Origin of the sequence: Thalassospira sp. MCCC 1A03138 (assembly GCF_002115785.1) — a bacterium.
Classification (GTDB): Bacteria; Pseudomonadota; Alphaproteobacteria; order Rhodospirillales; family Thalassospiraceae; genus Thalassospira.
Map to the genome: position 1 here is coordinate 56562 of NZ_JFJY01000007.1, position 26456 is coordinate 83017.

General features: G+C 56.8%; 21 protein-coding genes and 1 tRNA gene. 12 read left to right on the top strand and 10 right to left on the bottom strand.

The genetic code is table 11. The features are described from left to right. Both TH468_RS14955 and rbsK read left to right on the top strand, forming a co-directional pair. Positions 1–1083 carry an aldose 1-epimerase family protein gene (locus TH468_RS14955; protein ID WP_085645418.1) on the top strand — a complete coding sequence of 361 codons (1083 nt, stop codon included), beginning with the start codon at positions 1–3 and terminating at the stop codon, positions 1081–1083. Positions 1084–1098: 15 nt separating this feature from the next. Beyond that, a complete protein-coding gene (rbsK, locus tag TH468_RS14960; RefSeq protein ID WP_085645591.1) occupies positions 1099–2025 on the top strand; it encodes a ribokinase in 927 nt (308 codons plus the stop codon). A gap of 87 nt (positions 2026–2112) precedes the next feature. On the opposite strand, the gene TH468_RS14965 is transcribed toward rbsK, so the two are convergent. From TH468_RS14965 to TH468_RS14975, 3 genes are all read right to left on the bottom strand, one after another. Next, on the bottom strand, positions 2113–2385 hold the full coding sequence (locus TH468_RS14965) for a hypothetical protein (RefSeq protein ID WP_085645420.1): 273 nt from the start codon (positions 2383–2385) through the stop codon (positions 2113–2115). Between the two features lie 5 nt (positions 2386–2390). Further along, positions 2391–4247: a lytic transglycosylase domain-containing protein gene (locus tag TH468_RS14970; protein ID WP_085645422.1), complete on the bottom strand. Its 1857-nt coding sequence runs from the start codon at positions 4245–4247 to the stop codon at positions 2391–2393. A gap of 215 nt (positions 4248–4462) precedes the next feature. Next, positions 4463–5353, bottom strand: coding sequence for a uracil-DNA glycosylase family protein (locus TH468_RS14975; RefSeq protein ID WP_085645424.1), 891 nt, complete (start codon positions 5351–5353; stop codon positions 4463–4465). 245 nt (positions 5354–5598) lie between these two features. Here TH468_RS14975 and TH468_RS14980 point away from each other — a divergent pair, with 245 nt between their 5' ends. Beyond that, positions 5599–7236, top strand: a complete 1638-nt coding sequence (locus tag TH468_RS14980) for an electron transfer flavoprotein-ubiquinone oxidoreductase (RefSeq protein ID WP_085645426.1) — start codon at positions 5599–5601, stop codon at positions 7234–7236. A 62-nt stretch (positions 7237–7298) separates the two neighbouring features. Here the strand turns inward: TH468_RS14980 and TH468_RS14985 are convergent, their stop codons facing one another. Together TH468_RS14985 and TH468_RS14990 are read right to left on the bottom strand one after the other, a co-directional pair. Then, positions 7299–8828, bottom strand: coding sequence for an aldehyde dehydrogenase family protein (locus tag TH468_RS14985; protein WP_085645427.1), 1530 nt, complete (start codon positions 8826–8828; stop codon positions 7299–7301). Beyond that, complete coding sequence (locus tag TH468_RS14990) at positions 8825–9958, bottom strand: NAD(P)-dependent oxidoreductase (protein WP_085645429.1); 1134 nt, start codon at positions 9956–9958, stop codon at positions 8825–8827. The genes TH468_RS14985 and TH468_RS14990 overlap by 4 nt, the downstream gene beginning before the upstream one ends. Before the next feature lie 11 nt (positions 9959–9969). On the opposite strand from TH468_RS14990, the gene TH468_RS14995 reads away from it, so the two are divergent. The 9 genes from TH468_RS14995 to TH468_RS15035 all read left to right on the top strand — a co-directional run bounded on the left by TH468_RS14995 (position 9970) and on the right by TH468_RS15035 (position 21348). Next, on the top strand, positions 9970–10899 hold the full coding sequence (locus tag TH468_RS14995; RefSeq protein ID WP_007090245.1) for a LysR family transcriptional regulator: 930 nt from the start codon (positions 9970–9972) through the stop codon (positions 10897–10899). 222 nt (positions 10900–11121) lie between these two features. After that, entirely contained in the window at positions 11122–11952 is an 831-nt protein-coding gene (locus TH468_RS15000; RefSeq protein ID WP_062948322.1) for a DUF3100 domain-containing protein, read from the top strand. Between the two features lie 2 nt (positions 11953–11954). Continuing rightward, complete coding sequence (locus TH468_RS15005; RefSeq protein ID WP_062948325.1) at positions 11955–12443, top strand: hypothetical protein; 489 nt, start codon at positions 11955–11957, stop codon at positions 12441–12443. A gap of 105 nt (positions 12444–12548) precedes the next feature. Further along, positions 12549–13733, top strand: coding sequence for a M20 aminoacylase family protein (locus TH468_RS15010; RefSeq protein ID WP_085645592.1), 1185 nt, complete (start codon positions 12549–12551; stop codon positions 13731–13733). A 101-nt stretch (positions 13734–13834) separates the two neighbouring features. Further along, positions 13835–14458: a DJ-1/PfpI family protein gene (locus tag TH468_RS15015; protein ID WP_085645431.1), complete on the top strand. Its 624-nt coding sequence runs from the start codon at positions 13835–13837 to the stop codon at positions 14456–14458. A gap of 228 nt (positions 14459–14686) precedes the next feature. Then, on the top strand, positions 14687–16402 hold the full coding sequence (locus TH468_RS15020) for a tetratricopeptide repeat protein (RefSeq protein ID WP_168177156.1): 1716 nt from the start codon (positions 14687–14689) through the stop codon (positions 16400–16402). Positions 16403–16423: 21 nt separating this feature from the next. Continuing rightward, positions 16424–17350 (top strand): 4-(cytidine 5'-diphospho)-2-C-methyl-D-erythritol kinase, encoded by a 927-nt coding sequence (locus TH468_RS15025; protein WP_085645435.1) that lies wholly within the window; start codon positions 16424–16426, stop codon positions 17348–17350. A gap of 78 nt (positions 17351–17428) precedes the next feature. After that, a tRNA-Gln gene (locus tag TH468_RS15030) sits at positions 17429–17503 on the top strand. A 227-nt stretch (positions 17504–17730) separates the two neighbouring features. Further along, positions 17731–21348, top strand: coding sequence for an ATP-binding protein (locus tag TH468_RS15035; RefSeq protein ID WP_085645436.1), 3618 nt, complete (start codon positions 17731–17733; stop codon positions 21346–21348). 29 nt (positions 21349–21377) lie between these two features. On the opposite strand, the gene TH468_RS15040 is transcribed toward TH468_RS15035, so the two are convergent. The 5 genes from TH468_RS15040 to TH468_RS15060 all read right to left on the bottom strand — a co-directional run bounded on the left by TH468_RS15040 (position 21378) and on the right by TH468_RS15060 (position 26453). Continuing rightward, complete coding sequence (locus TH468_RS15040; protein WP_085645438.1) at positions 21378–22097, bottom strand: copper homeostasis protein CutC; 720 nt, start codon at positions 22095–22097, stop codon at positions 21378–21380. Continuing rightward, complete coding sequence (locus TH468_RS15045) at positions 22094–23038, bottom strand: ROK family protein (RefSeq protein WP_085645440.1); 945 nt, start codon at positions 23036–23038, stop codon at positions 22094–22096. The genes TH468_RS15040 and TH468_RS15045 overlap by 4 nt, the downstream gene beginning before the upstream one ends. 120 nt (positions 23039–23158) lie before the next feature. Then, positions 23159–24418, bottom strand: a complete 1260-nt coding sequence (locus tag TH468_RS15050) for a pitrilysin family protein (RefSeq protein ID WP_085645441.1) — start codon at positions 24416–24418, stop codon at positions 23159–23161. Between the two features lie 46 nt (positions 24419–24464). After that, positions 24465–25862 (bottom strand): threonine synthase, encoded by a 1398-nt coding sequence (gene thrC, locus TH468_RS15055; protein WP_085645443.1) that lies wholly within the window; start codon positions 25860–25862, stop codon positions 24465–24467. A gap of 171 nt (positions 25863–26033) precedes the next feature. Next, positions 26034–26453 carry a Crp/Fnr family transcriptional regulator gene (locus TH468_RS15060; RefSeq protein WP_085645445.1) on the bottom strand — a complete coding sequence of 140 codons (420 nt, stop codon included), beginning with the start codon at positions 26451–26453 and terminating at the stop codon, positions 26034–26036. Between the last annotated feature and the right edge of the window lie 3 nt (positions 26454–26456).

Genomic DNA, 26456 nt, shown 5'->3' on the forward strand with positions numbered 1-26456 from the left:
ATGACTGCGTCAACCAAGGTTAACCTGCGCAAAACCTTCTTCGGCAACGCCGAACATGTCATCGCATCGCATGGTGGCATGTCGGCCAGCCTGTTTCGCTATGAAACCGGCATCGAAGCAGTCCGGCTGAAAAACGAACGCGGCTATCTGGTCATTCTGCCCTTCATGGGGCAGATGATCTGGGATGCGGTGTTTGATGGCGTGGATCTGACCATGGAAAACATGTTCAGCATGCCGCGCCCGGCCAACGTCATTGTCGAAACCTATGGCTGTTTTGCGTTCCATTCGGGGCTGCTGACCAATGGCTGCCCCGGTCCGACGGATACCCATCCGCTGCATGGTGAAATGCCCTGTGCGGAAATGGACAGTGCCGCCATTGAATTTGGCCATGACGACGGTGCCTTTATGGCGATCAGTGGCACCCGCGAATATGTTATGGGCTTCGGGGCCCATTACATGGCGCGGCCTCGTGTGGTTCTGCGCCCGGATGCGACGCTTTTCGATATTCAGATGAATGTCGAAAACCTGTCGGGTGCGGCAATGGACCTGATGTATATGTGCCACGTCAATTTCGCGTTCTGTGACGGCGCACAAATCATCCAGCCCGCCGGCTTCACGCCGACCGACACCATCGTTCGCACCGAAGTCCCGGCCCATGTGCCGCGCAACCCGGATTACGATGCGTTTCTTGAAACGCTGGCACAAAATCCGGCGGCGATGGAAACCCTCGACGAACCGCATCGCTATGACCCCGAACAGGTGTTTTACATCCGCAACGCCAAAACCGATGCGCATGGCAACACCGCCTGTATGATGCGCCGCGTCGAAGGCGATGCGTTTCACATTGCCTATAACACCAATGATTTTCCCAAAACGGTCCGCTGGATACTGGCAAATCAGGATCAGAAGGTCGCGGCTTTTGCCCTGCCATCCACCTGCGAACCCGAAGGCTTCAACGCCGAAAAAGCCAAGGGACATGTCATTTCCCTGCGATCTGGCGAAAGCCGCCATTTCTCGGTACGGCTGGGCTATATGACGCAGGCCGAAAGTGACACGGCCGAACAGGCGATCCGTTCGCTGTAAATCAGGAGAATGAATATGGCAGGCAAAATTGCCATTGTCGGAAGCAACATGGTCGATCTGATCACCTATACGGATCGTATGCCGTTGCCCGGCGAAACCATCGAAGCACCACGTTTCGAAATGGGATGTGGCGGCAAGGGCGCCAATCAGGCCATCGCAGCTGCACGTCTTGGCGCCGATGTCATGATGGTCACCAAGGTCGGCGACGATATCTTTGCTGACAACACCATCCGCAATTTCGAAACATCGGGCATTGATACCCGCTTTGTCGAACGGGTACCGGGCACCTCAAGCGGCGTCGCCCCGATCTTTGTCGAACCGTCAGGCGAAAACTGCATCCTGATTGTCAAAGGGGCCAATGCACAACTGTCCCCGGCCGATGTCGACCGTGCTGCCGATGCGCTCAAGGAATGCGACCTGATTTTGATGCAGCTCGAAATTCCGCTGGAAACGGTGTATCACACTGTCGCCTTTGGTGCCGAACATGGCATTGAAACGCTGGTTAATCCGGCCCCGGCCCCGGCTGACCTCGACAGCACCAAAATCGAAAAGGCCACCTTCCTCGTCCCGAACCAGACGGAACTTGCAACGATTTCGGGTATGGCCGTGAATTCACTGGCCGATGCCGAAGCCGCCGCAAGAAGCCTGATTTCCCGTGGCGTCAAAACCGTGATCGTCACCTTGGGCGGTGATGGGGCGCTTCTGATCAATGGGAACGATGCGGCAGTTCACATTGATCCGGTATCGGTCAAACCGGTTGATACGACCGGCGCTGGCGATGCCTTTATCGGCAGCTTTGCGCGCTACTATGCCGAAAACCGTGACGTCAAAGCCGCCCTTGAAATGGCCGTGCGGTATGCGGCTGACAGCATCACCCGTCCGGGTACCCAGAAATCATATGCAACCGTGCAGGATTTCGAAAAGTTCTGCCAATCGCTGTAATCAGGTCTGATCTTCGGACAACAAAAACGGGTGCAGTTATCTGCGCCCGTTTTTTTATGTGGTCTTTAGCCTGCCGAACGACGTGCTCTAGGAACCAATCAGATACAGCACACCCAGCAAAGCCGCGACAATCAGAATGAAAGTTCCCGCGACCGCCACAAATCGCATCACCGGATGCAGTTTTGCAAGTTCCGTGGTTTCATCGCTCTGTGATTTATGGCCGCCTGCTTCGCGTTCCTTGTGGAACCGGCGAAGCGCCTCATCGCCACTCATCGGTGGCATCTGCATCCGGTCGAGAACCGTTCCCTGATCACGACGATCAGATGCCGGTTCACCATTGCGATGGTTGTTTGCGGTCATTAGTTTCAGCGTTCGGCGGTCAGGCCGTCATCACCAGCACCAAGGTCCTGCGACTGGTAAACCGGCCACTTCCCCGCAGCAAGACGATCAAGCGACGGGCTGTCCTGTCCCAGACGCGAACGATACATCCAAAGGTTCGCCATCACACGCTCGATAAACAGGCGCGTTTCACGCGACGGAATGCTTTCGATGAAATAAAGCGGATCTTCGTTATCCTTCAGCGCCTTCTGCCAGCGCCCCAGATTGCCGATCCCGCCATTATAAGCCGCCATCAACTGCAAGAAGCCGTTATCGACCCCGTTCTGCCCCAGAAGATGATCGACATATTTCTGACCCAGCGACAGGTTGACTTCCGGCTCGTACAGTTCCGCACGCTTTTCACCGCGATAACGGGTATTGCCGATATAGCTTGCGGTTGCAGGCATCAGCTGCATCAAACCACGCGCCCCGGCGTGGCTCCGCGCCTCGGCATTGAAGCCGGATTCCTGACGCATCAACGCATAAATCAGCGCCCGGTCGACTTCATAACCGCCTTCCGGTGCCCATGGCGGAATCGGATAAAGCGCATTGACGATGACCTCGCCGGTTTTCTGCGCGATATAACCGCCAAGCCGCATGGTCAGCGACGCAAAATTCGCACTATCGGCAAGCGCCAGGGCCGCACGGCGCAGCTTGGCATCGTCGCTGGCTGCAGCCTTGCGCAATTCCTGTTCGGCCTCTTCACGCCTGTCGATCTGGATCAGGGCAAGGGCACGACGGCCATGCGGATCCAGTTTCAGCTTGTTGGCGCGATTTTCATCAAGCGCCAGACTGTCCCAGTCAAACACGTCATCCCGGCCAAGCGACCGCAACGCCAGAAGCCCATAAAACGACCGCGGATATTCCGCGGCCTTCTGCAACAATTTGTCGGCTTCAACAAAACGCCCGGCGGCCAGATCAATACGTGCCGCCCAGAACGCCCCGGCCGACCGCGTCCAGCTTGACGCATAGTCGTTCTTGGTCAGGGCCTCAAAATGGTCATGCGCCTGATCCATCTTGCCCAGCCGCCAAGCCGTCAGACCCGCCGTCCAATGCGCCTGCGGCAGGTATTTCCCCGACCGCTTTGCGGCTTCGGCGGCATGGCGCAAAGCCAGATCGGGCTTGCCGAAATAATAATATCCCGACGCAATTGATGTTCTGGATTCGTCAAGCTCATAGGCATCAAACAGGCGTTTGGTTTCCAGTGCCTCAAGAACCTCAAGCGCGCCTGTCGGCCAACCGCCGCCGATCCGCTGGCGAATGCGGCGTTTCAGAACCGAAACGCGCGAACGCTGTGCCGATGAAAGACTTTTGGTCGATTTATGGTGATAAGGACGGATGTCTTCGTAATCATATCCGGCACCGTTGACATACCCGCCCACCGGCTTTTTCGGATAGCTGGCACTGCCGCGGCGCTGCAAGGCCAGTTTATAGATGGTCGGCGCTTCGGGCAGATCGGCATAAAGTGCCAGCCAGTCCTTCAATTCCTTGTAGCGCGACCGATACGCCGTCGGATGCAGATAACGCTGCGCCAGAACATGGCCCATCAGCAGGTCATCGGTCAGACGCGAAATCAGGTTGTCCGCATCCTTCCAGCGGCCCTGCTCCTGCACGGCAAAAATCTGTTCGTAAAGTTCCGCATCACGCTTGGACAGCACAGTCGGTGTTTTGACCGAGCCCGCATCATCACTGGCCGCAGGCGCACTAAGGGCTGCCTGTTCCTTGGTCGCCTGAGCGTCCGTTACAGGCAGCGCCAATGCAATGGCGCCCAATGCGGTAATGAAAACGGTGCGCCGAAATGCCGATATGGCACGCGGCAGGCTTGTTTGTAGTGCTTCGATCAAAACCAGTCTTTCCCCTACGAGACTCCGGCAAAGCCGTGTTTGTATCCCGAAGCAGTTTCTCGTCGCAACCTGTAGAGTGCGGTGTCCCCCCGCATTTCGCCGATATATATACCAGCAAAAGCCGGCACCGCGAAATCATTTATCCAAAATCAACCACTTGGCGGGATATCGCCCGCGATGCATATCGGCCATGCATCGCGCCTTTCCAAAGGGGGTTACGATAATTTCTGTGCAACCGCGCGCAAATCGCGCCACGCCAGCCGCTTCTGTTCGGGTGTCCGAAGCAGATAGGCCGGATGGAACATCGCCGTCACATCGGCGACACTGGACGCACCCAGTGTCATTTCCTTCCACGTGCCGCGCAACCGGGTAATGCCGCGATCCTCTTCCATCAGGGTCTTGGCCGAACTGCCGCCAAGGCAGACCACAACCTTTGGCCCGATCAGTTCAAGATGACGGCGGACAAACGGCTCGCACACCGCGATTTCGGCGGTGGTCGGCTGCCGGTTTCCCGGCGGGCGCCAGGGCAGGATATTGGTGATATAGACTTCTTCGCGCGCAAAGCCGATGGACCGCAACATCGCATCAAGCAACTTGCCGCTCGGTCCGACAAAGGGCTCGCCCTGCCGGTCCTCTTCCGCACCCGGTGCTTCACCCACCAGCACCAGCCGTGCTTCCGGGTTCCCCACGCCAAAGACGGTATTGCTAGCCGATTTCTTAAGCGCGCAGCCTTCGAACTTTTCGACCGCTTCCTTAAGATCGGCCAGATTTGTTGCCGCCGCGGCAAGATCACGGGCCGATTGCCGGGCTTCGTGTGGCGTATCGGATAACAGGAACCCCGCCCCCGGCGCCATGGGCGCCGGGGGTGTCATCGCACCTGTACCACCGGCGGGCCGGGGCATCGCCGGGCGGGCGGCCCCGCCACCATTGGGCGGCAATGCTGCACGGCCGGGCTGACCTGCCTGTCGGCTCAGACTTTCGGACGCCTTGAAACGGTCCAGCGGCTCGTCGGCAATCGCTTCGTCCGCGCCCATTTCAAACTGCCAGATCAATGCCTGCAGCGGGTCCAGGTTATTTACATCAAAATCTGTAATTGGTTTGCTCATCTACACAGGAACGGTGTATGTTGCGGCGCACTCTTTGGAATGGCGCATGGATTTCAATCGACTTTAACGATTTTGGGCCACTTGCACCATATACAAACGTGACTTTAATCGGTACACCTATACCGATTAACCAATGAATGCGAGAAATCAGGGCTTGGGCGAGACTCTGATCGGTGAATACCGGCTTGTGACCCATACGGACGGAAACAGTCCGAAACGGTCGGCAGCCAAAGGAGAGAGGCCATATGGAACGCGAATCCATGGAATTTGACGTGGTTGTCGTCGGTGCCGGTGTATCCGGTCTGTCGGCTGCCATTCGACTGATGCAACTCGCCCAGGAACATGAAAAAGAAATCACCGTCTGTGTGGTGGAAAAAGGTTCCGAAGTCGGCGCGCATACGCTTTCGGGTGCGGTGATGGAACCGCGTTCGATGAACGAACTTTTCCCCGACTGGAAAGAACGCGGCGCACCGCTGAATGTCCCCGCTGGCAAGGACGAGTTCCTGATGCTGAGCGAAACCGGCGGTATCAAGCTCCCCACCCCACCGCAGATGCATAACAAGGGCAACTATATCGTCAGCCTCGGCAATGTGTGCCGCTGGCTTGGCGAACAGGCCGAAGCCATGGGGATCGAAGTTTATCCCGGCTTTGCTGCCGCCGAAGTCCTGTTTAACGAGGACGGTTCGGTCAAGGGGATCGCGACCGGCGATATGGGTATCCAACGCGATGGCACGCCCGGCCCGAACCACGAACCGGGCATGGAACTGCATGCGAAATACACCTTCTTTGCCGAAGGCTGCCGTGGCTCGCTGTCCGAACAGCTGATCAAAAAGTTTGATCTGCGCAAAAATTCCGATCCGCAAACCTATGGCATCGGGATCAAGGAACTCTGGGAAGTTGACCCCGAAGTTCACGAAGAAGGCAAAATCACCCATACCACCGGCTGGCCGCTTGATAAAAACACCTATGGCGGGTCGTTCCTGTATCACCTTGACAACAATCAGGTGGTGGTCGGCTTCGTGATCGGGCTTGATTACGAAAACCCGCATCTGAGCCCGTTTGACGAATTCCAGCGTTTCAAAACCCACCCGAAAGTCCGCAAGATTTTCGAAAAGGGCCGCCGCATTTCTTACGGCGCGCGCGCGCTGAACGAAGGCGGGTTCCAGTCGATCCCCGATCTGGTCTTCCCCGGTGGCTGTCTGATCGGCTGTTCGGCCGGTTTCATGAATGTGCCGAAAATCAAGGGTTCACACACCGCGATGAAGACCGGCATGCTCGCCGCCGAAGCCGCGTTCGAGGCGCTAAGTGCCGAAACACCGCCCGCTTCGATGGAAAGCTACCCGGAAAAGCTTAAAAACAGCTGGGTCTATCCCGAACTGCACAAGGTGCGCAACATCCGCCCAAGCTTCGCCAAATGGGGCTTCTGGGGCGGCATGGCCTATAGTGCGGTTGATACCTATCTGTTCGGTGGCAAGGCCCCCTGGACCTTCAAGAACCATGAGGACCATGCCTGCCTGAAACCGGCTGCCGACATGCCGAAAATCGACTATCCGAAACCGGATGGCAAAATCAGCTTCGACAAGCTGTCGTCGGTGTTCCTGTCAAACACCAACCACAGCGAAGATCAGCCGATCCATCTGACGCTCAAGGATGCCAGCGTGCCGGTGAACGTCAACCTTGCGGTCTATGACGGGCCCGAAGCCCGCTTCTGCCCGGCTGGCGTTTACGAATTTGTCGCGGACGAGGACAAAGGCGGCAAACGTCTGCAGATCAACGCGCAGAACTGCGTGCATTGCAAGACATGCGACATCAAGGACCCGACCCAGAACATCGTCTGGGTGGTGCCCGAAGGGGGCGGCGGCCCGAACTATCCCAATATGTAATGCATAAAAAAAGGGCCGCATGAAGCGGCCCTTTTTCGTGATCCTGATGATCGATATGCGCCCTATTCCGGCGCATAGCCAAATGCGGCGGGCGGATTGGCCGCCGTTTCGGTCCAGACACTTTTAGGCTGCATATATTCCATCAACCCTTCCTTGCCGCTGGATCGGCCATAGCCACTGGCACCAAACCCGCCAAAGGGCGACATGACATTGATCGTCTTGTAACTGTTGATCCAGAACGTCCCGGCACGCACATTGGCCGCCACCCGGTGCGCCCGGTCAACCGATTGCGTCCACACCGCCCCGGCCAGACCAAACTTGCTGTCATTGGCAATCGCAACCGCCTCTGCCTCATCATCAAACGGGATGACGGAAACCACCGGGCCAAAGATTTCCTCGCGCGCAATCGCCATGTCATTGCGCACATTGCCCAACACCGTCGGACGCAGGAAATAACCTTCCTCACACCCTTCCGGGCGAACGCCGCCTGCCAGCAGTTCCGCGCCTTCTTTCTGACCCGCCGCAACCAATCGGCGCACGGTCTGATATTGCGCGTCATTGTTGATCGGGCCGATCTGGGTTGCGCTATCCATCGGATCACCGACCGGAATGCGATTGGCCCCATCGACCAGCATATCAAGGAACCGGTCCATCACATTTCGCTGCACCAGAAGACGCGATCCCGCGACACAGCTTTGCCCCGCGCCGCTAAAGATCGCGGCCTGCGCACCCAAGACCGCGCGCTTAAGGTCCGCATCTCCAAACACGATATTGGCCGATTTCCCGCCAAGCTCCAAAACACAGGGTACAATGTTCTGGGCCGCCTGAGCGGCGATAATCGCCCCCGTGCGCGGCGACCCGACAAACACCACCTTGCGCGTCACGTCATGGGTGGTCGCCGCCACCCCGGTCGTGGCGCCAAGCCCGGTCAGAACCGTAATCACCCCATCGGGCAAACCGGCCTTTTTCGATAAAACCCCAAGTGCCAGCGAGGTCAAAGGCGTCATTTCGGACGGCTTCAGAACCGCCGCATTGCCGGTGCAAAGGGCCGGGGCCAACTGCCATCCGGCGGTAAAGATCGGTGCATTCCACGGCGTAATCTGTGTCACCACGCCATACGGTTCGGGACGGGTATAGTTCAGATGGCTGGTCGGGACCGGGATCACATCACCATGCAGCTTGTCGGCCCAACCGGCGTAATATTCAAACATCTCCGCGACTTTAAGGACTTCAACCTTGGTATCGCGGATCGGCTTGCCTGCCGTCACGGTTTCCAGCAACGCAAGCTGATCAAGGTGATCACGCACCTGTTGCCCGATCCGCCACATGATCCGGCCACGTTCAGCCGCCGTCATGCCCCACCAGACTTTCTGTCCGGCACTGGCCGCCTGCATCGCCGCATCAACAACGTCCGCCCCGGCATCCTTAAGCGTCAAAAACGCCTTGCCGGTTGCCGGGTCGATCAGGTCGAACATATCACCGCGCCCGGGCATCATCGCCCCATTGACCCAGCTTCCGATCTCATCGCTGCCAAAAAACGGCGCCAACGCCTTGTGATAGTCACGCGCCATCATTTTGCTATCGCTGCTCATGATTTGGCTCCTTTGTGGGCTGGGTCGCATTCGGTGATACGGTTGAAATCGGCATTGTCAGACAGCAGTTCCTCGCTCGCCGCCCAGATCTGCCCCGCCAGTTCCGAAACCGGCATCGCAACACTCTTTTCCTTGGCCAGCGCCATGGCAAGGCGCACGTCCTTTCGCATCAATCCCATGGTAAAACCGCTGTCAAAGGCCCCATTCATCACCCATTTCGGATAATTGACCTCGCTGATCGCACTGCGACCCGATCCGGCATTCAGGGCCGCAATCAGGTTTTCGGTGGTTACCCCCGCCGCAGTACCAAGCCGCACCGCCTCGCTCATGGTCAGAAGGTGGCTTGCCACCAGCATGTTATTGACGATCTTGACCGCATGGCCCGCCCCCACCGGCCCGACATGGGTGATCTTCCCGCCCAGCGAATTCAGGACCGGCATCGCACGCGCCACATCGGCATCCCCGCCGCCGACCATCATGGTCAGATTGCCGCTATTGGCACCGGCCGGTCCGCCGCTGACCGGCGCATCAATCAGGATATGCCCCTGCATGCGCAGCGCCGCATCAAGTTCGCGGGTCACATCGGGCTCGGACGTGGTGGTATCAATCACCAATCGCGGATCGATATCACGTCCGCCAAGGCCCTCATCACCGCCAAGAACCTTGCGCACATGGTTTGCCGTCGGCAATGACAGGATGATCGTCGGGCACGCCTCAAACAATTCGGACAGTCCGGCGACAATCGTCACCCCCGATGCGGCGGCCTTGGCCTGGCATTCCATCGAAACATCAAACCCGATGACCGAAAAACCATCCCGCAACAGGGTGCGCGCCATGCCCAGCCCCATATTGCCAAGACCAACGACACCAATGGTGCCGGTTTCTGGATTACTCACGATATTTGCCTCTTTGCTTTCAGACAGCCGGGCGCAGCCGGTCAAGGCACGCGCCTTCCCGTCACGGCACCGATGCGGTCCGATGTGATTTTTTGATTTTGCCCCCGAACTTTCCGGTGGATATCGGGCGAACTCAAGATCAATTGCCGGAACATGTTGTTGCCGAAACAGCAACACATGTGGTCTGATTAGGTGATCAGGCACACCGCCCGAAACATCGACCACCATTGTCATGCAGTAACATCATGAAGATCGACGACAAGCCGCTGCGTTATTTCCTTGCCGTGTTCGAGGCCGGATCCATCCGCACCGCGGCCGAAAATCTGCGCATTGCCCCATCCGCAATCAGCCGCCAGATCGCCGCCCTCGAAGCCCATCTTGAAACGCTTCTGATGGAACGCACCAAACGCGGCATCATTTTCACGGAATCGGGCCATATGGTTGCCGCCCATGCCAGACGGCGCTTTGAAATGGACGAAGCCTTTTCGGTCGATCTGGCGGCTGCGCGCGGTGCCATCGCCGGAACCGTCCGCATTGCGACCGGCGAGGGATTTGTGGTCGATCTGGTCAATCACGTTGTCCGCCCGCTTCGCGATGAATTCCCCGATATCCGCCTTGAAATCGACGTCGCGGGTACTGAAAAAATCACCCACGGCATCCTGCGCGATGATTACGATATGGGGCTTGTATTCAACCCGCCGCGCAATCCCGATCTGGAACTACTGGCCGAGGATCACGCACCGCTTTGCGCCCTTGTCCCGCCGGGATTTGATCTGGCGAAAAAGGAAAGCTGCACGCTTTCCGATACGCTGAATTACCCGGCGGCCTTGCTTAACCCGCATTTTGGCGTTGCCAAACTTCTGGCCAATGTCGATCAGGGCAACCGGCTGGCCCGTGATGCGTTCCTGACCGCCGATTCGATCAATGTCGCGGTGCATTTCGTGCTGTCAGGCGGCGGCATCACCTTTCTTCCGGCCTTTGCCGTATCCCGACAATTACGCAGGGGCGAGGTCGTCGCGATCCCGATGACCGACCCTTTTCTCGCCCGTGTTCCATCCCATCTTCTGGTGCGCAAGGGACGCCCGAAAACCGCCGCTGTTCGGGCGGTTACCGGCATGATCCGCGACCGGATGGAGGCCTTCGGCTCCGCCTGGTATCCCGAAGAACACGCATAGCATCAAGGTACCTGTTGCCGTTCTGGCAACACAAGCATCCCAAAATGGCACTTGCTCCACCCCGGTCGAGTTTTCATTGTCGGACAAAATCCCCGGCGCCAAAAATGGCAGAATTGTGAAATCTGCCAATGCCGGGATACCGCAGGGATGATGCAACAGTTCTGGCCTTTTTTGACCGTGGCCATGGTTGCGTCGAACACGCCACGTCAAGGAGACTGGGAAATGAACGCGCTTCGGGGACAATTGGAGCTCTGGCGGCTCCACCTCGCCGTTATCGTACTCGGCGCCATCGCCGAACTGATCGGCATTCAGAAAATTCCGTTGGGCATCGGCGCGATCCTGCTGCTGCCGCTGCTTTATGCCTTCGTCATGGCGGCATTGATGAACCCGAATGTCATGCCGAAATTCGGAAAATTCATCCGCCAGAAGGAAGTCGCCGCCGCATCGCCGCTGATCGTGATCGCGATCATGCCGTTCATTGCGAAATTCGGCACCACCATCGGCCCGGCAATCGAAACCATTATCGCAGCCGGCCCGGCCCTTCTGTTGCAGGAACTGGGCAATCTCGGCACCATCGTTCTGGCCTTCCCGCTTGCGGTCTGGGGCCTGAAAATGGGCCGCGAGGCGATTGGCGCAACCTTCTCGATTGCACGTGAACCCAACCTTGCGATCATTGCCGACCGCTATACCCTCAAAAGCCCCGAGGGCACGGGTGTGATGGGCGTTTACGTGATTGGCACCCTGTTTGGCACCTTCATCTTTGCCATTCTGGCGTCCCTTTTCGCCAGTGCGGATATCTTTGATCCGCGCGCCCTTGCCATGGCATGTGGCATCGGCAGTGGCTCGATGATGGCGGCCTGCACCGGCGCGCTGACCGAAGTCATTCCATCCATGAAGGACGAAATCCTTGCCCTTGCCGGGGCCAGCAACCTTCTGACCTATGCGACCGGGCTTTATGCCGGGCTGTTCATCGCCCTTCCGATTGTTGAAAAACTCTATAACGCGACCGCTGGCAAAAACGATATCGCCACCGCAAACAAGAAGGAGGCCTGATCATGTCCGAGAACGCAATTGCAATGGAACGTACCCGTCCGAACATTGATCTGACAGATCACGCCGTCACCCTTGTCATTGTCTGTCTTGTCGGGCTGGTGATGAATACCGTCGGTCCGGCCATCCCGCTTGCCGATGGTTTTGTCGGCATGGTGGTGATTTATCTGATCACCATGGTCGGCCTGCTTCTGACCCGCTTTGCACCTTTCTATCTGCCAAGCGTCGCATGGATTTCGCTGGTCGGTATCCTCGCGACCTTGCCCTGGACCCCGGGTTCGGAATGGATCGTCGAACAGGCCAAATCGGTCAACTTCCTGGCCCTTGCCACCCCGGCCCTTGCCTATGCCGGCTTTGCGATTGCCAAAAAGGAAATCGAGGTCGCCAAGCATTCCGGCTGGAAACTGGCACTGGTTGCCTGCCTTGTCTTCCTTGGCACCTATGCCGGTTCGGTTCTGGTGGCCGAACTGATCCTGCGCCTGCAAGGCGCCTGATCAGACACCATATGAACGGGGGCGATCGCGTCCCCGTTTATCGCGGGGCTCCGATGCCCACGATAAGACCCCCGCTTTTGATATGACACACGACAGAGTATGCAGATGACAGTCTCCGCTTCCTCCCTTCATCCTCGTGCCACCCAACTCGTTGATGAATTTACGGCCTGGCGACATCATCTGCATGCTCACCCCGAAACCGCGTTCGAGGAAAAGCTGACCAGCGCCTTTGTCGCGGAAAAGCTTCAATCCTTCGGGCTGGACGTCAAGACCGGCATCGCCAAAACCGGCGTGGTCGCCACCCTTCAGGGCAAAGGTGGACCCGGTAAACGCATTGGCCTTCGCGCCGACATGGATGCGCTTGATATCCACGAAACCACCAATCTGCCCTATGCCTCGAAACATCCCGGCAAGATGCATGCCTGTGGTCATGATGGCCATATGACCATGCTACTCGGTGCGGCCAAAATCCTCGCCGAAAATCCTGATTTCACCGGTACGGTCGATTTCATCTTTCAGCCTGCCGAGGAAAACGAAGGCGGCGGGCGTGAAATGGTCGAAGAAGGCCTGTTTGACAGCCACCCTGCCGATGCAGTTTACGGCATGCATAACTGGCCCGGTCGCGATGTCGGCACCATGGCAATGAAGCCAGGCCCCATGATGGCCAGCTACGATATTTTTGAAATCGCGATTGATGGCCGGGGCTGCCATGCCGCCATGCCACACCTTGGCCGCGATCCGATTACCGCTGCCGGTCAGGTGCTGCTGGCCCTGCAAACCATCACTGCGCGCAACGTCAATCCGCTGCAAAGTGCGGTGATCTCGCCCACCCAGATTTTCGCGGGCGACACATGGAATGTCATCCCCGATACCGCGACCATCCGCGGCACGGTCCGCACCTTCGCGCCCGACATTCAGGATCTGGTCGAAGAACGCCTTAAAACCGTTGCCGATGCCACCGCGCGCGCCTTTGATTGCACCGCGCGCGTCATGTATCAGCGCCGCTACCCGGCCACGATTAACAGCGAAGGCGAAACCGCCATCGCCTTTGCCGCCGCCTCCCGCGTCGTCGGCGCCGATCAGATTGATCAGAACCCCGAACCCTCCATGGCCAGCGAGGATTTCGCGTTCATGCTCAATGCCAAACCCGGAAGCTACGTCTGGCTTGGCAACGGCCCGACCGATGGCAACTGCCTTCTGCATAACGCTGCCTATGATTTCAATGACGATGCCATCCCTTATGGCGTCAGTTATTGGATATCGCTGGTCGAGGAATGCCTTTCCGCATGATTTTCTGCATGATTTTCTGATCGGAATATCGCATTTTCCTTGTCTAATCCCCAATCTGCGCGTTCAATAGCCGCCCTTTTTTGACTGGCGATGGATGTGTGATGGAAATCGCGATTGTAACGCTTGATGGTTTTAACGAGCTCGACAGCTTTGTCGCCCTGTCGATCCTGAACCGGGCCAAGGGCAATGGCCTTCGTGCCGTCATTACCGGCACGGGCCAGTCCGTAACCTCGATGAACGGGGTCGAAGTCACGATACAGGAACCGTTATCCTTCACCGCGACGGCCGATGTCGTCCTGTTTGGCAGCGGCATCCACACCCGCGATCATATCAATGATCCCGACCTGATGGCACAGATCAACCTTGATCCGTCGCGCCAGATGATCGGCGCGCAATGTTCGGGTGTGCTGTTCCTGCATAAACTGGGCCTTCTGCCCGCAACCATCACGACGGATACCAAAACCCGGTCCCTTCTGGCGCGGACCGATACGGTCCTTGAAGACCGCCCGCTGGTCGCACAGGGCAATATCGTCACCAGTGGCGGCTGCCTGTCGTCGCACTATCTGGCCGGATGGGTTCTCGCACGTGCGCTTGGCACCGACAGGGCAATGTCGATCCTGGAATATGTCGCCCCGGTCGGCCAGAAATCGCAATTCACCAAACAGGCGCGCGACATCATCGTGCCCCAGCTTGATGTTCCGGCCAAACGTCCGCTTTACTGCTAGGGTCACGCCCCATCACGAGAACGTTTTTGCCTTTGTGCAACCACCTGTGGGAAGTCATCGTACAATCCCGTATGCTGGCCTTTACGCAGGCTCACAACCGGTCGCGCAAAATGCAAATGCTTTGCCTTATATTTGCCGACTAGTTAGGGTTAGCTCAACAAAAGTTAGTGGCCCGCATTGAAGGCAAAAAATGCGGCCGGTCGGGAATTGCAGACGCAGGACAAGTTTTTGAAACGCCATCTGTTAAACATCGTCATTCCGATGACGGCTCTTGCCCTTTCGGCCTGCGGCACCATGTCGCAGCCCGCTGATCGTGCCGAGTTCGATTATCCGCAAAGCAACAGCTTCTCGGGCAACTTCCTTGCCGGCAAGGCTGCCCAGATTGAAAACCGCACGGATTATGCCGCGCGCTATCTGTTGCGTGCCCATGAAATCGACCCGGGCAACGATGATCTGCGCCGCCGCGCCTTTCTGGCCCTGATCGCCGAAGGCCGCATTGCCGATGCCGAACCGGTTGCGCGCGTGCTCGTCGATGAAAACCCCGAAGACCTGTTTGCCGTGATGGCCGTCATGGATGCCGAAATCCGCGATCAGGATTATCAGGCCGCCCTTGATGCCGTATCGACCCTGCCGCAACGCGGGATCACCGCCCTGATCGTGCCGCTGGCCAAGGCATGGATTTATACCGGCCTTGATCAGCCGCAAAACGCCATGGCAGCACTCAACGAATTGCAGGGCAACGGCTCGCTCAATCCGCTGTCGGAATATCATCGCGGTCTGATCCTGGCCTATTTCGATGACCTTAACGCCGCCGAAGTCGCCCTTGCCAGCGCCTATGGCGACCCGGCAGATGCGCCGCTGCGCGCGGCCGAAGCATTGGGGTCGGTCTATGAACGCAAAGGCCAGACGCAAAAGGCATCGCTTTTGTATGAAAGCTATATGGATCGCCATCCGCAGTCGCTGGCGATGCCCTATCACCTTGACCGGCTGGCGAAGGGCGAACCACCGACCAGCATGGTCCTGACCCCGGCATCGGGTCTGGCGGAGGCATATCTTGATATCGCGACCCTGCTCAGCCAGGAAAACGCGGTTGATCCGGCCCTGCTGATGGCGCGCTATTCGCTGTCACTGCGCCCCGGTGATGACATTACCCGCCTTCTGGTCGGCGAGATCATGGAAATCCAGCAACGCTTTGACGCAGCCGTCATTGTCTATCAATCGATCCCCAAAGACTCCCCGCATAGCTGGAACGCGCGCCTGCGTGCTGCGGCAAGCTATGAACAGCTTGGCAAAACCGACGATGCCATTGCCCTTCTCGAACAGATGGTCAATGAACGCAGCGACCGTCCCGATGCCCTGATCCAGCTTGGCGATATCCTCCGCTTTGATCAGGACTTCGCCGGTGCGGCCAATGCCTATGACCGGGCGATTGAACGTCTGGGCGGGGCCGATGCTGTCGGCTGGCGTCTGCTTTATCGTCGCGGCATTGCCTATGAACGCGCCGGAAACTGGCAAAAGGCCGAGGCCGACTTCCTCAAGGCGCTCGAACTTGAACCCGATCAGCCCTATGTCATGAACTATCTTGGCTATAGCTGGGTCGATATGGGCAAAAACTTCGATCAGGCCGAAGACATGCTCAAACGCGCGGTCGAACTGCAACCTGATGACGGTTACATCATCGATAGCCTTGGCTGGGTCTATTACAAGCTTGGCCGTTATGACGATGCCGTCGAACAGCTTGAAAAGGCGGTTGAACTCAAACCCGATGATCCGACCATCAACGATCATCTGGGCGATGCCTATTGGCAGATCGGCCGCTTCCACGAAGCCCGTTTCCAATGGCACCGCGCCCTTTCCTTCAACCCGACCGAAGAACTGCGCGCGGATGTTCAGGCCAAGCTTGAAGGCAAAACACCCCTTGTTGGTGCGGTTGCCGCAAACTGATTGATCGGGGATATCGGGCATATGTCTTCGACCCATACCGAACCGGCCCCGGCCAAGCTGAACCTGTTCCTGCATGTCACCGGCAAACGCGATAATGGCTATCACCTGCTCGATAGCCTCGTCTGCTTTGCCGATTGCGGCGATGTGATTACCGCAACCGCGCGCGATGATAGCGAACTCACCCTGTCGATCACCGGCCCGATGGCGGGTGACCTTGCCACCGGCAATATCGAAGACAACCTGATCCTGCGCGCCGCCCGCCTGCTCCGGGCCGAGGGCGCGGTATCACAGGGCGCTGACCTCACACTTGAAAAAAACCTGCCGGTGGCATCGGGCATCGGCGGCGGATCGGCCGATGCGGCCGCCACCCTTCGCGTGCTCTGCCGGGTCTGGCAGCTTGATATCCCGACCGACGCCCTTGAAAAACTCGCCCTTAAGCTCGGGGCCGATGTGCCGGTTTGCCTGCGCGCTAAAACCGTTCTGATGCAGGGCATCGGCGAAAAGCTGATTGATCTACCGGAATTGCCCAGCCTGTCACTGGTGCTGGTCAATCCGGGCAAGGCAGTTTCAACACCTGAAATCTTTGCCGCGCGTGATGCCGCTTTTACCGACGAAAACCTGTGGGATCGCACGGCACGGTTTCAAAGTGCGGCCGCCCTTGCCGCCGCCCTTCAGGAATGCCGCAACGACCTGACCCTTCCGGCATCGGGCATATTGCCCGAAATCTGCGACGTGCTGAATGCGCTGGCCCGCGAAGACGGCTGTTTGCTGGCCCGCATGTCGGGCAGCGGGGCGACCTGCTTTGCGATTTACGATACCGAAAATCAGGCGGAACGTGCCGCAAACGCGATTGCCGAAAGCCAGCCCGACTGGTGGGTACAGGCCACCGGAATTCAAACGACCGAAGATCGCGCACGCGCGCAAATCGGCGCATCCTTCCCGGCCTAAATCCCCGGCAAAAAAAGGTTCAAATAGAGGGTTGCACTCCGGCGCGGGGAACGCTATTTTCCGCGCCACACACGCTGATGGGGCGTGGCCAAGTGGTAAGGCATCGGTTTTTGGTATCGTGTACCGTAGGTTCGAATCCTACCGCCCCAGCCAAGACAAACCGCTTTGAGGTTTTCCTCAAAGCGGTTTTCTTTTTTCTGCTTCAAAACGACCGATAGCAGCGATTTTACGCCTCGCCGTCTGCCAGTGCGCCACCGCTTTCCAAGACCCTGACATGACGCGAAAAATTACGACGCCCGCCGTAATTGCGGTTTTTATCTGGCATCAACAACCCTGCATTGTATAGTCCTAATAAACCATCAGGAATAAGAGGATCATCCGTGTCAGATACCCAGACAGAAAGCGCCATAGCAAATGAATCAGGTGGCGCACCCAATGCCAACGATATCAAAGAAAAACTGGCAAAATCCGGTTTCCTGTCCGGTCTTCTGGCTGATGAACAAATAAAGAAAACCTTACTTGCCGAACTGCGCGATTTGGGCTTCAAGCCCCCACTTCATCATCTTGCCTTTCGGATGATCACTGCGACTGCTTCCAAGTCTGAGTCCTTTATTGGCAAGTCAATCACCTCTCGCCTTGCGGCCCTCATTGGCCGGCAACCAAAACTTGCAGGCTTGCTGCAACGCCTGATCAATATTCAGCATGGCGAAAAGACCAAAGACGCCCTCAAAAACAGCGTTCTTATCGCCATTACTGAAGGTCGCCCGGTTGATACCTCCGATATCAATGTCGATCCGGCAACCTCGCTTGAAACCATGCTGGCGATATATAACGTCCAAAGTAAGGACAAAATCCTGAACGCGATAGACGATCAAACAAACAATCTGATCGAAACTTTCCGTCAGGACATCGCCAATGCTTTTCAGGATGCCTATTCACCCGTTCTTTCTTGGCCCAAGATGGCAAGAAACCCACAGAACCTTGGTGCCTTCGAACGTGTCAAATATACCTCTGGTCTTGATGAACTATATGGCCGTGAGAACGAAATCACACTTCTGCATCAATTCGTAGGCGATCTTTCGCTGTGCGGACCGATATTCAATTTCCGCTGGATGCTGCTTACGGGTGATGGTGGGACTGGCAAAACTCGACTGGCCTACGATTTCACCCGGAAGCACTTGGACCCCAATTTATGGAGTGCTGGCCGCCTCTCTATCAAAGATCTGCAAGGTTTTAGTGATCTCGCAAAGTGGAAACCTCAAAAACCGACATTTATTGTCATTGATTACGCTGCAAGCCACCCCGAAGAAACAGGCACCTTTTTGCACCGTTGCGCCGAAAAAGCCGAAGAATATGATTTTCCGGTCCGCATCCTATTACTCGAACGCAAAGCCGATCAGAACTGGCTGGACCGAATGCTGCCGGAAGCCAGCGAAGAAACAATGATCTTGGATCATGTTTTCGGAGATCGCGAGGTAAAAGGGTACCCCATCCCACCGGTAAACGAAAACGCAATCATCAGCATGATGCGAGATCGCTTTATCAACGACGGAAAAACCCCACCAGATAACGCAACCCTTCTATCTGCGGCTAAAAAGGTCGACACACGACCAAATGATTCCGGCCTTCCTCGCCCGCTGTTTGCCTTGGCTACCGCTGACGCTCTCATGGCCGAAACCAATAAGGATCCGAAATCACACAACAAACAGGTTGCCGTCCGCCTAACCCAAGAAGACGTCCTTGAAGGCATGCTCAAGCGAGAAGAACATATTTGGCGATCAGCAGCAAATAAGGATAACGGCGTATTACGGCGCTATAAACTTGCATTGGCCCTTGCAACCCTTCAGCAAGGACTGGACTTTGAAGAGCTCGCTTCCAAAGAAGTTGATTACGGGACCACGCTTGCACGATATCTTCCTGATCCCCCACCCGACGAAAACGACGATCTTATCTTGGCATTGGGCGGCAGCGGAACATTCCTACCGCCGCTTGAACCCGATATCATGGGCGAATATTTTCTGGCCAAAACCCTTCTGGAAGATATTTCCACACACCGCCATGCGTTCCTCAACGCAACCTTAGGAAAAGGTAAACCCGGTCCTGTAATTACCCTTCTGCGACTGCAACAAGACTTTCCACAAAAAATCGCAGAAATTGATCTCCCGGCAGCCATGCGCATCTGTAAAACAGAGATAGGTGCTTATTCCTACGCCTTTATGGCGCCGAATTGGACCTCCCAATGCTCTAGATCAAATGACTTCTCAACAGCCAATAATTTCCTAGATGCGGTCAAAATCCTAGTTGAGGCATTCCACCAGAATTCAACAATAGCAGTTCATACAGCCAGGGCGGTTTTCAATATCATCATCGCAGCTGTTCAAAATGGCGATTGGAACAGAGTTGAGGCCATGCTGACCCGACTGGACACCCTGCGCAGCCAATTCAATGACAGTCATGAGATCGCTTTATGTGAGGCACAGGGGACCGTAAATATCATAAGCTACGCTGGCAAAAATGACGACTGGAATAGGGTCGACGCCATGCTAGCCAGACTCGACATCCTACGCAGCCAATTCAATGACAGTCATGAAATCGCTTTGTCTGAAGTAAAGGGGACCGTAAATATCTTAGGCTATGCAGCTAAAAATGGCGACAGGAACAGAGTTGAGGTCTTACTGTCCCGGCTGGATGCCCTGCGGCGTCAATTCAAGGACGATCCTGAAATCGCATTACAAGAGGCACGGGGTAAATTCAATATTATCAACGTAGCCGTTCAAAAAGGCGACTGGGAGAGAGTTGATGCCATTTTGACGCAACTAGATGCCACACGCTCCCAATTCAATGATAGCCATGAAATCGCATTGCGAGAGGCACGAGCCACCTTAAGTATCATTTTAGGAGCTATTCAAAACAGCGACTGGAACAGGGCAGACGCCACGCTAGCCAGACTAGACATCCTGCGCAGCCAATTCAACGATGATCCTCAAATCGCTTTGTGTGATGCACAGAACACCTTTAATATCACCATCGCGGCTGTCCGAAATGACGACTGTGACAGAGTTCAAGGCATGCTGGCCCGGCTGGACACCCTCCGCAGTCAATTCAACGATGATCCTCAAATCGCTTTGTGCGATGCACAGAACACCGTCAATATCATCGACGCAGCTGTTCGAAATGACGATTGGAACAGAGCTGAGGAGATAATGGCGCGACTAGACACCTTGCGCATCAAATTCAATGATCATCGGCAAATCGCATTGTGTGAGGCACAAAGCGCCGTCAATATCATTAACTCTGCTGGTGAAAATGGTGACTGGGACAGGGCTGAGGAAATGCTGTCGCGACTAGACGCCCTGCGCACCCAATTCAACGATGATCTTGAAATCGCAGTATGTGAGGCACAGGGTACCGTCAACATCATAGCCGATGCCGCTAAAAATGATGACTGGGAAAGGGCTGAGGAGATGCTGTCGCGACTAGATACCCTCCGTACCCAATTCAGCGATGACTCTCAAATCGCAGAGTGTGAGGCACAGGGTATTGTCAATATCATCATAGCATCTCAGCAAAAGAGCAACCGAGACAGAGTTGAGGACATGGTTGGCCGAATAATTGCCCTGCGCAGCCAATTTAAAGATGATCCTCAAATCGCAGTGTATGAGGCACAAAGCGCCGTCAATATCATTAACTCTGCTGGTGAAAATGGTGACTGGGACAGAGCTGAGGAAATGCTGTCACGACTAGACGCCCTGCGCACCCAATTCAATGAAGACTCTCAAATCGCAGTGTATGAGGCACTTGGCACCGTCAACATCATAAACTATGCCGCCAACAATCGCGACTGGGACAGGGTTGAGGCCATGCTGTTACGACTGGATGCTATAGCAAGCAAATTTGGAACAGAATTAATTCTGTCGGAAATGGACGAAGGCAGAACCCTCACTTTGGCGAACGCAATTAATTGTGTGAAGGACATGCTAAGCGAAAAGCCTAAGTAAAGCCTCCCGCCTCCCGCACAAATCGGTCACTACGAGGTGAATGACGCCATCCCCACCTTAACCCCCCGCACAATCTCCCCATCGGTCGCCACCCGTCCGGTGGCGTAGCTGTCCCCCGCCGAGTTGGCTTTTTTGCACGATGCGTGCAATTCCGTTGCCCCAGTTGTGCGCAGCAATTTTGCCGCATTTTCCGGCGTGATGCCGCATCCGGGCAGGATGGTGATCCGCCGGTCTGCCTGTGTGATCAGGCGGGCAATCATGTCCGCCCCCTGTTCGGCGGTCGGTTGCTGGCCCGATGTCAGGATGCGGTCAAAGCCAAGATCAATGGCGCATTCAAGGGCGTCAAACGGATCGGGCACCGCGTCAAACACCCGATGCAATGTCGCGCCAAGCCCGCCCGCCACGGACAGAAGATCGGCCAGCATATCCCGATCAAGCCGCCCGTCTCGCCTCGCCGCCCCAATCACGATCCCCTCTGCCCCGTGGTCGCGGGCAAGGGCGATGTCGCGTTTCATGATCGCCACGTCAGACGCGCCATAGATGAAATCGCCGGGCCGTGGCCGGATCATCACCCGGCAGGGCACCGGGATATCGCGCAAACGGGCCAATGCCCCGGCACTTGGCGTCACCCCGCCGACCGCAAGGGCGGCACAATATTCAATGCGATCCGCCCCGGCGCGCGCGGCCACCATCGCATCGTCAAAACTTTCGACACAGATTTCCAGAAGCGGTTTGATTCCGGCTGTCATACGCCCGCCCCGCCATCCAGAAGATGCAGCATCGCCGCCCCGCGAAGCCCGCCATCGCGGCTATACTGCCCCGGCACCACCAAAGGCGCGTCATAGCGGCCGAGAACCCGTGCGCGGACCGCGTCGTCGATCATCGCAATCAGGCGGCTTTCAGATGCCAGCCCGCCGCCCACCGGCACACAATCGGGGTCAAGCACATTGACCATCAATGCAAGCTCCCCCGCGATCAGGTCGACAAAGATTTCCACCGCGCGGCTTGCCATCGCATCCCCGCCCTGCCAGCCATCGGTGATCTCGTAACTCAGGCGTTCCTGCCTGGTGCCAAGTCCAGCATCAAGCCCGGCAATCTGCGCGTAAATCCGTTCAAGCCCCCGCGCCCCTCCCCAGGCATCAAGGCATCCGGTCCGGCCACAGCCGCACACCACCGGCGCAAGCCCGTGACGGATCAGCGCACCCGAAACATCATTGCCATGGCCCCATTCGCCTCGAATGCCGCTGCGCCCGCCAATGAACTGCCCGTCCACCACAATGCCGCCGCCGACCCCGGTGCCAAGGATGATGGCAAAAACCGTCCGCGCGCCCTTGGCTGCCCCGCTACGTGCTTCGGCAAGCGCAAAGCAATCGGCATCATTGGCGCCCCGCACATCGCGGTTCAGAATTCTGGAAAGTTCCGGGCCAAACGGCCATCCCTTGATCGCCGGGATATTAGCCGAAATCACCGCCCCGGTCTTGGGGTCAAGCCCCCCGGCAAAGCTGATGCCGATATCGGCATTCTCGCCAAATTCGCGGTCGGCATCGGCAATCAGCCCGGCAATCGCCGCGACAAAGGCATCGCGATCCTGTACCGGTGTCGGCACCTTGATCTGGGACCGGATGTCGCCACTGGCGTCAAACGCCCCGAATTCGATTTTCGATCCGCCAATATCAAATGCGTACTGCATGCCCGTCTGCCCAAAACCCCATGATCTTTCCTATCGGATATACCACAGGACCGCCGCCCGCAAAAAGAAACGGCGTCCGCCACATGTGCGAACGCCGTTTCATATCGACGATCAGATTGATCAGGCACGCAGCCGTGCCGCCAGATCATCATAACCCGGCATGCCCTTGACCGGGCCAAGGGCCGTCACCGTCGGCGTACCGCCCAGAAGCGATTTTCCCGCCGCGCGCACGCGTTCAAGATCAACCGCGTCAACCTTGGCAACGATTTCCTCGATGGTTTGCGGGCCACCAAAAATCTGGATCTGGCGCGCAAGCGTTTCGCAGCGGCCGGAATTGCTTTCCATGCCCATCACGACCGATGCCTTAAGCTGTGCGCGCGCCCGGTTAACTTCTTCCTCGGTCAAATCGACCGTGGCGCGCACCAGTTCGTCACACATCACCGGCATCAATTCGCCAATGTCGTTCGGGCCGGTCCCGGCATAAATCGAAAACAGCCCGCCATCGACATAGTGTGACGAGAAGCTATAGACCGAATAGACAAGCCCGCGCTTTTCACGGATTTCCTGGAACAGCCGCGAAGACATGCCGCCACCCAGCAACGTGTTGAACACCTGCAAATCATAGAAACTGTCATCGGTGTAGGAAACCGTCGGCAGACCGAAAATCACATGCACCTGCTCAAGGTCGCGCTGCTCGATCCGGTTGCCGCCTTCATACCGAAGGGCTTCCATTTCATGATCTTCATGCGCCGGAAGGTTATCGAACTTTTCCGATACCAGATCGACAATCTGCTGATGATCAACCTTGCCCGATGCCGAAAACACCATGCGTTTCGGGCTGTAACGGCGTGACATGAAATCAAACAGATCATCACGCGACAGCGACGATACATTTTCCGGGCTGCCAAGGATCGACCGGCCAAGCGCCTGATTGGGCAGGGCCGTTTCCTGGAAATAATCGAAAACGATGTCATCGGGCGTATCATTGGCCTGCCCGATTTCCTGCAAAATCACCTGACGCTCGCGCTCAAGTTCCTTCGCATCCAGCGTCGAATTCTGCAAAATATCGGCAATCACATCAATCGCCAGTTCCTGATCTTCATGCAGGACCTTGCAGTAATAGGCCGTATTCTCGCGCGAGGTATAGGCATTCATCTGCCCGCCAACATTTTCGATTTCCTCGGAAATCTGAAGGGCAGAACGACGCCGCGTGCCTTTGAACGCCATATGTTCAAGCATATGGGAAATGCCGTTGATTTCAGGCGTCTCGTTGCGCGCACCCACATCAACCCACGCACCAAGTGCCACGGATTGCACATGTTCAAGGCGGTCGGTCGCAACGATCATCCCGTTGTCAAGCCGGGTAAGCTCGACTGTCATATGGTTATACTCCTGTGTTTCACATCATGTCCGAAGTCGCACGTCATCAGGCCGCACGTCGCTTTGCGCGAACATGCGCCATCAGGGCGCTGACATCATTGGACATGGTTTCGGCCTTCTCTGGCCGGTCATATAGGTCAGACAGCCGTGCGGGCAAGTCCGGATAAATCCCCGATGCCTGTTTGACCGCATCCGGGAACTTCGCCGGGTGTGCGGTCGCCAACGCCACCATCGGCACCGATTTGTCACGATTGCATTTGCGTCCGGCGACAATGCCGATCACCGAATGCGGATCAACAAGCTCGCCACTGGTCGCCAGCACATCCCTGATCGCCGCCCGGGTTTCATCGTCGCTCAGCCGATAACCGTCGAAATGTTCCTGTGCACGGGCAAACTGCCCCTGCGACATTTCCATGACCCCGGTTTCGCGGAACTTCGTCAGCATCTCGGCAATCGCAAGGCCATCACGATCATAAAGATCAAACATCAACCGTTCGAAGTTCGAACTGACCTGAATATCCATCGACGGGCTGATGGACGGCTCGACACCTTCCATCTTCATCACCCCGCTTTCGAAAAAGCGGGCGAGAATGTCGTTGCGATTGGCCCCGACCACAAACTGCTTGATCGGAAGCCCCATCTGCATCGCGGCATATCCGGCATAGACATTGCCGAAATTGCCCGACGGCACCGAAAACGACATTTCGCGTTCCGGCGAGCCAAGCTGCACCCCCGCCCAGAAATAATAGGCGATCTGGCACATGATCCGCGCCCAGTTGATCGAATTGACCGCCGAAAGCCCGACCTCGTCACGGAACGCATGATCATTGAACAATGCCTTCACCAGGTCCTGGCAATCATCAAACGATCCCTCGACCGCGATGTTATGCACATTGTCCGACAGGATGGTCGTCATCTGGCGACGCTGGACTTCGGAAACGCGCCCCTTCGGATGCAGGATGAAAATATCGATATTTTCCCGGTCCCGGCAGGCTTCAATCGCGGCCGACCCGGTATCGCCCGACGTCGCACCGACAATCGTGATCCGTTCGCCGCGCTTGGCCAGAACATGGTCAAACAGCCGTCCGACCACCTGCAACGCATAATCCTTGAACGCCAGTGTCGGACCATGGAAAAGCTCCATCACCCAGTCATTGGCACCAAGCTGTTTAAGCGGTGCGACCGCTTCGTGATCAAACCCGGCATAGGTTTCTTCAAGGATGGTTTTAAGCGCCGCATCATCGACCGAACCGGTCGTGAAGGGCTGGATCACCTTATAGGCAACCTCGGCATATGTCAGGGTTCGCAGCGCACGGATGTCATCCGCAGTGAAGGTCGGCCAGCTTTCAGGCACATACAATCCACCATCACGGGCCAGACCGGCCAAAAGGACATCATCAAACTGCAAAACGGGCGCGGTTCCCCGCGTGCTGACATAACGCAACGACCTATGCTCCTGAACTGGGCTTTCACAACATTCAGGCACCCCTGCCCCAAACGGACAAAGACACTCCAAACCGAAAGTTAGTGAGGGGAACAGCCGCCATAGTCAAGGGTCAATCAGGAAGATCAGGCGTGCTTTGCGCAATATCGCGTAACGCCGCGTGATCGCTGCCTATTTATCAAGCTCGATCCCATGTTCCTTGAGCTTGGCTTCCGCCATCGCGGCACGGCGCACCACCGTGCGATAGTTATTAAGCAGAATCCGCAGGATCGCCTTGATGAAGCGGTCGGACGCCGCCATTTTTTTCTCGAACATCTGGCGATTGATTGCAATCAGGACCGTGCGTTCGCAGGCGCGTGCAGATGCCATGCGCGGCTCGTTATCGACAAGGGCCAACTCGCCAAACAGGCCACCGGCTTCTATTCTGCCCAGAATGACTTCTTCGTCGCCATTCATGGTCTTGAAGATTTCAACCCGGCCTTCCTGCACGACAAAGGCCGTACTGCCGGGTTTTCCTTCCCGGAAGATCACCTGATCGGCGGCGTAAACATGCCGATCCATCACATTCTTGTTGCCATCGGTTATTCCCATGAC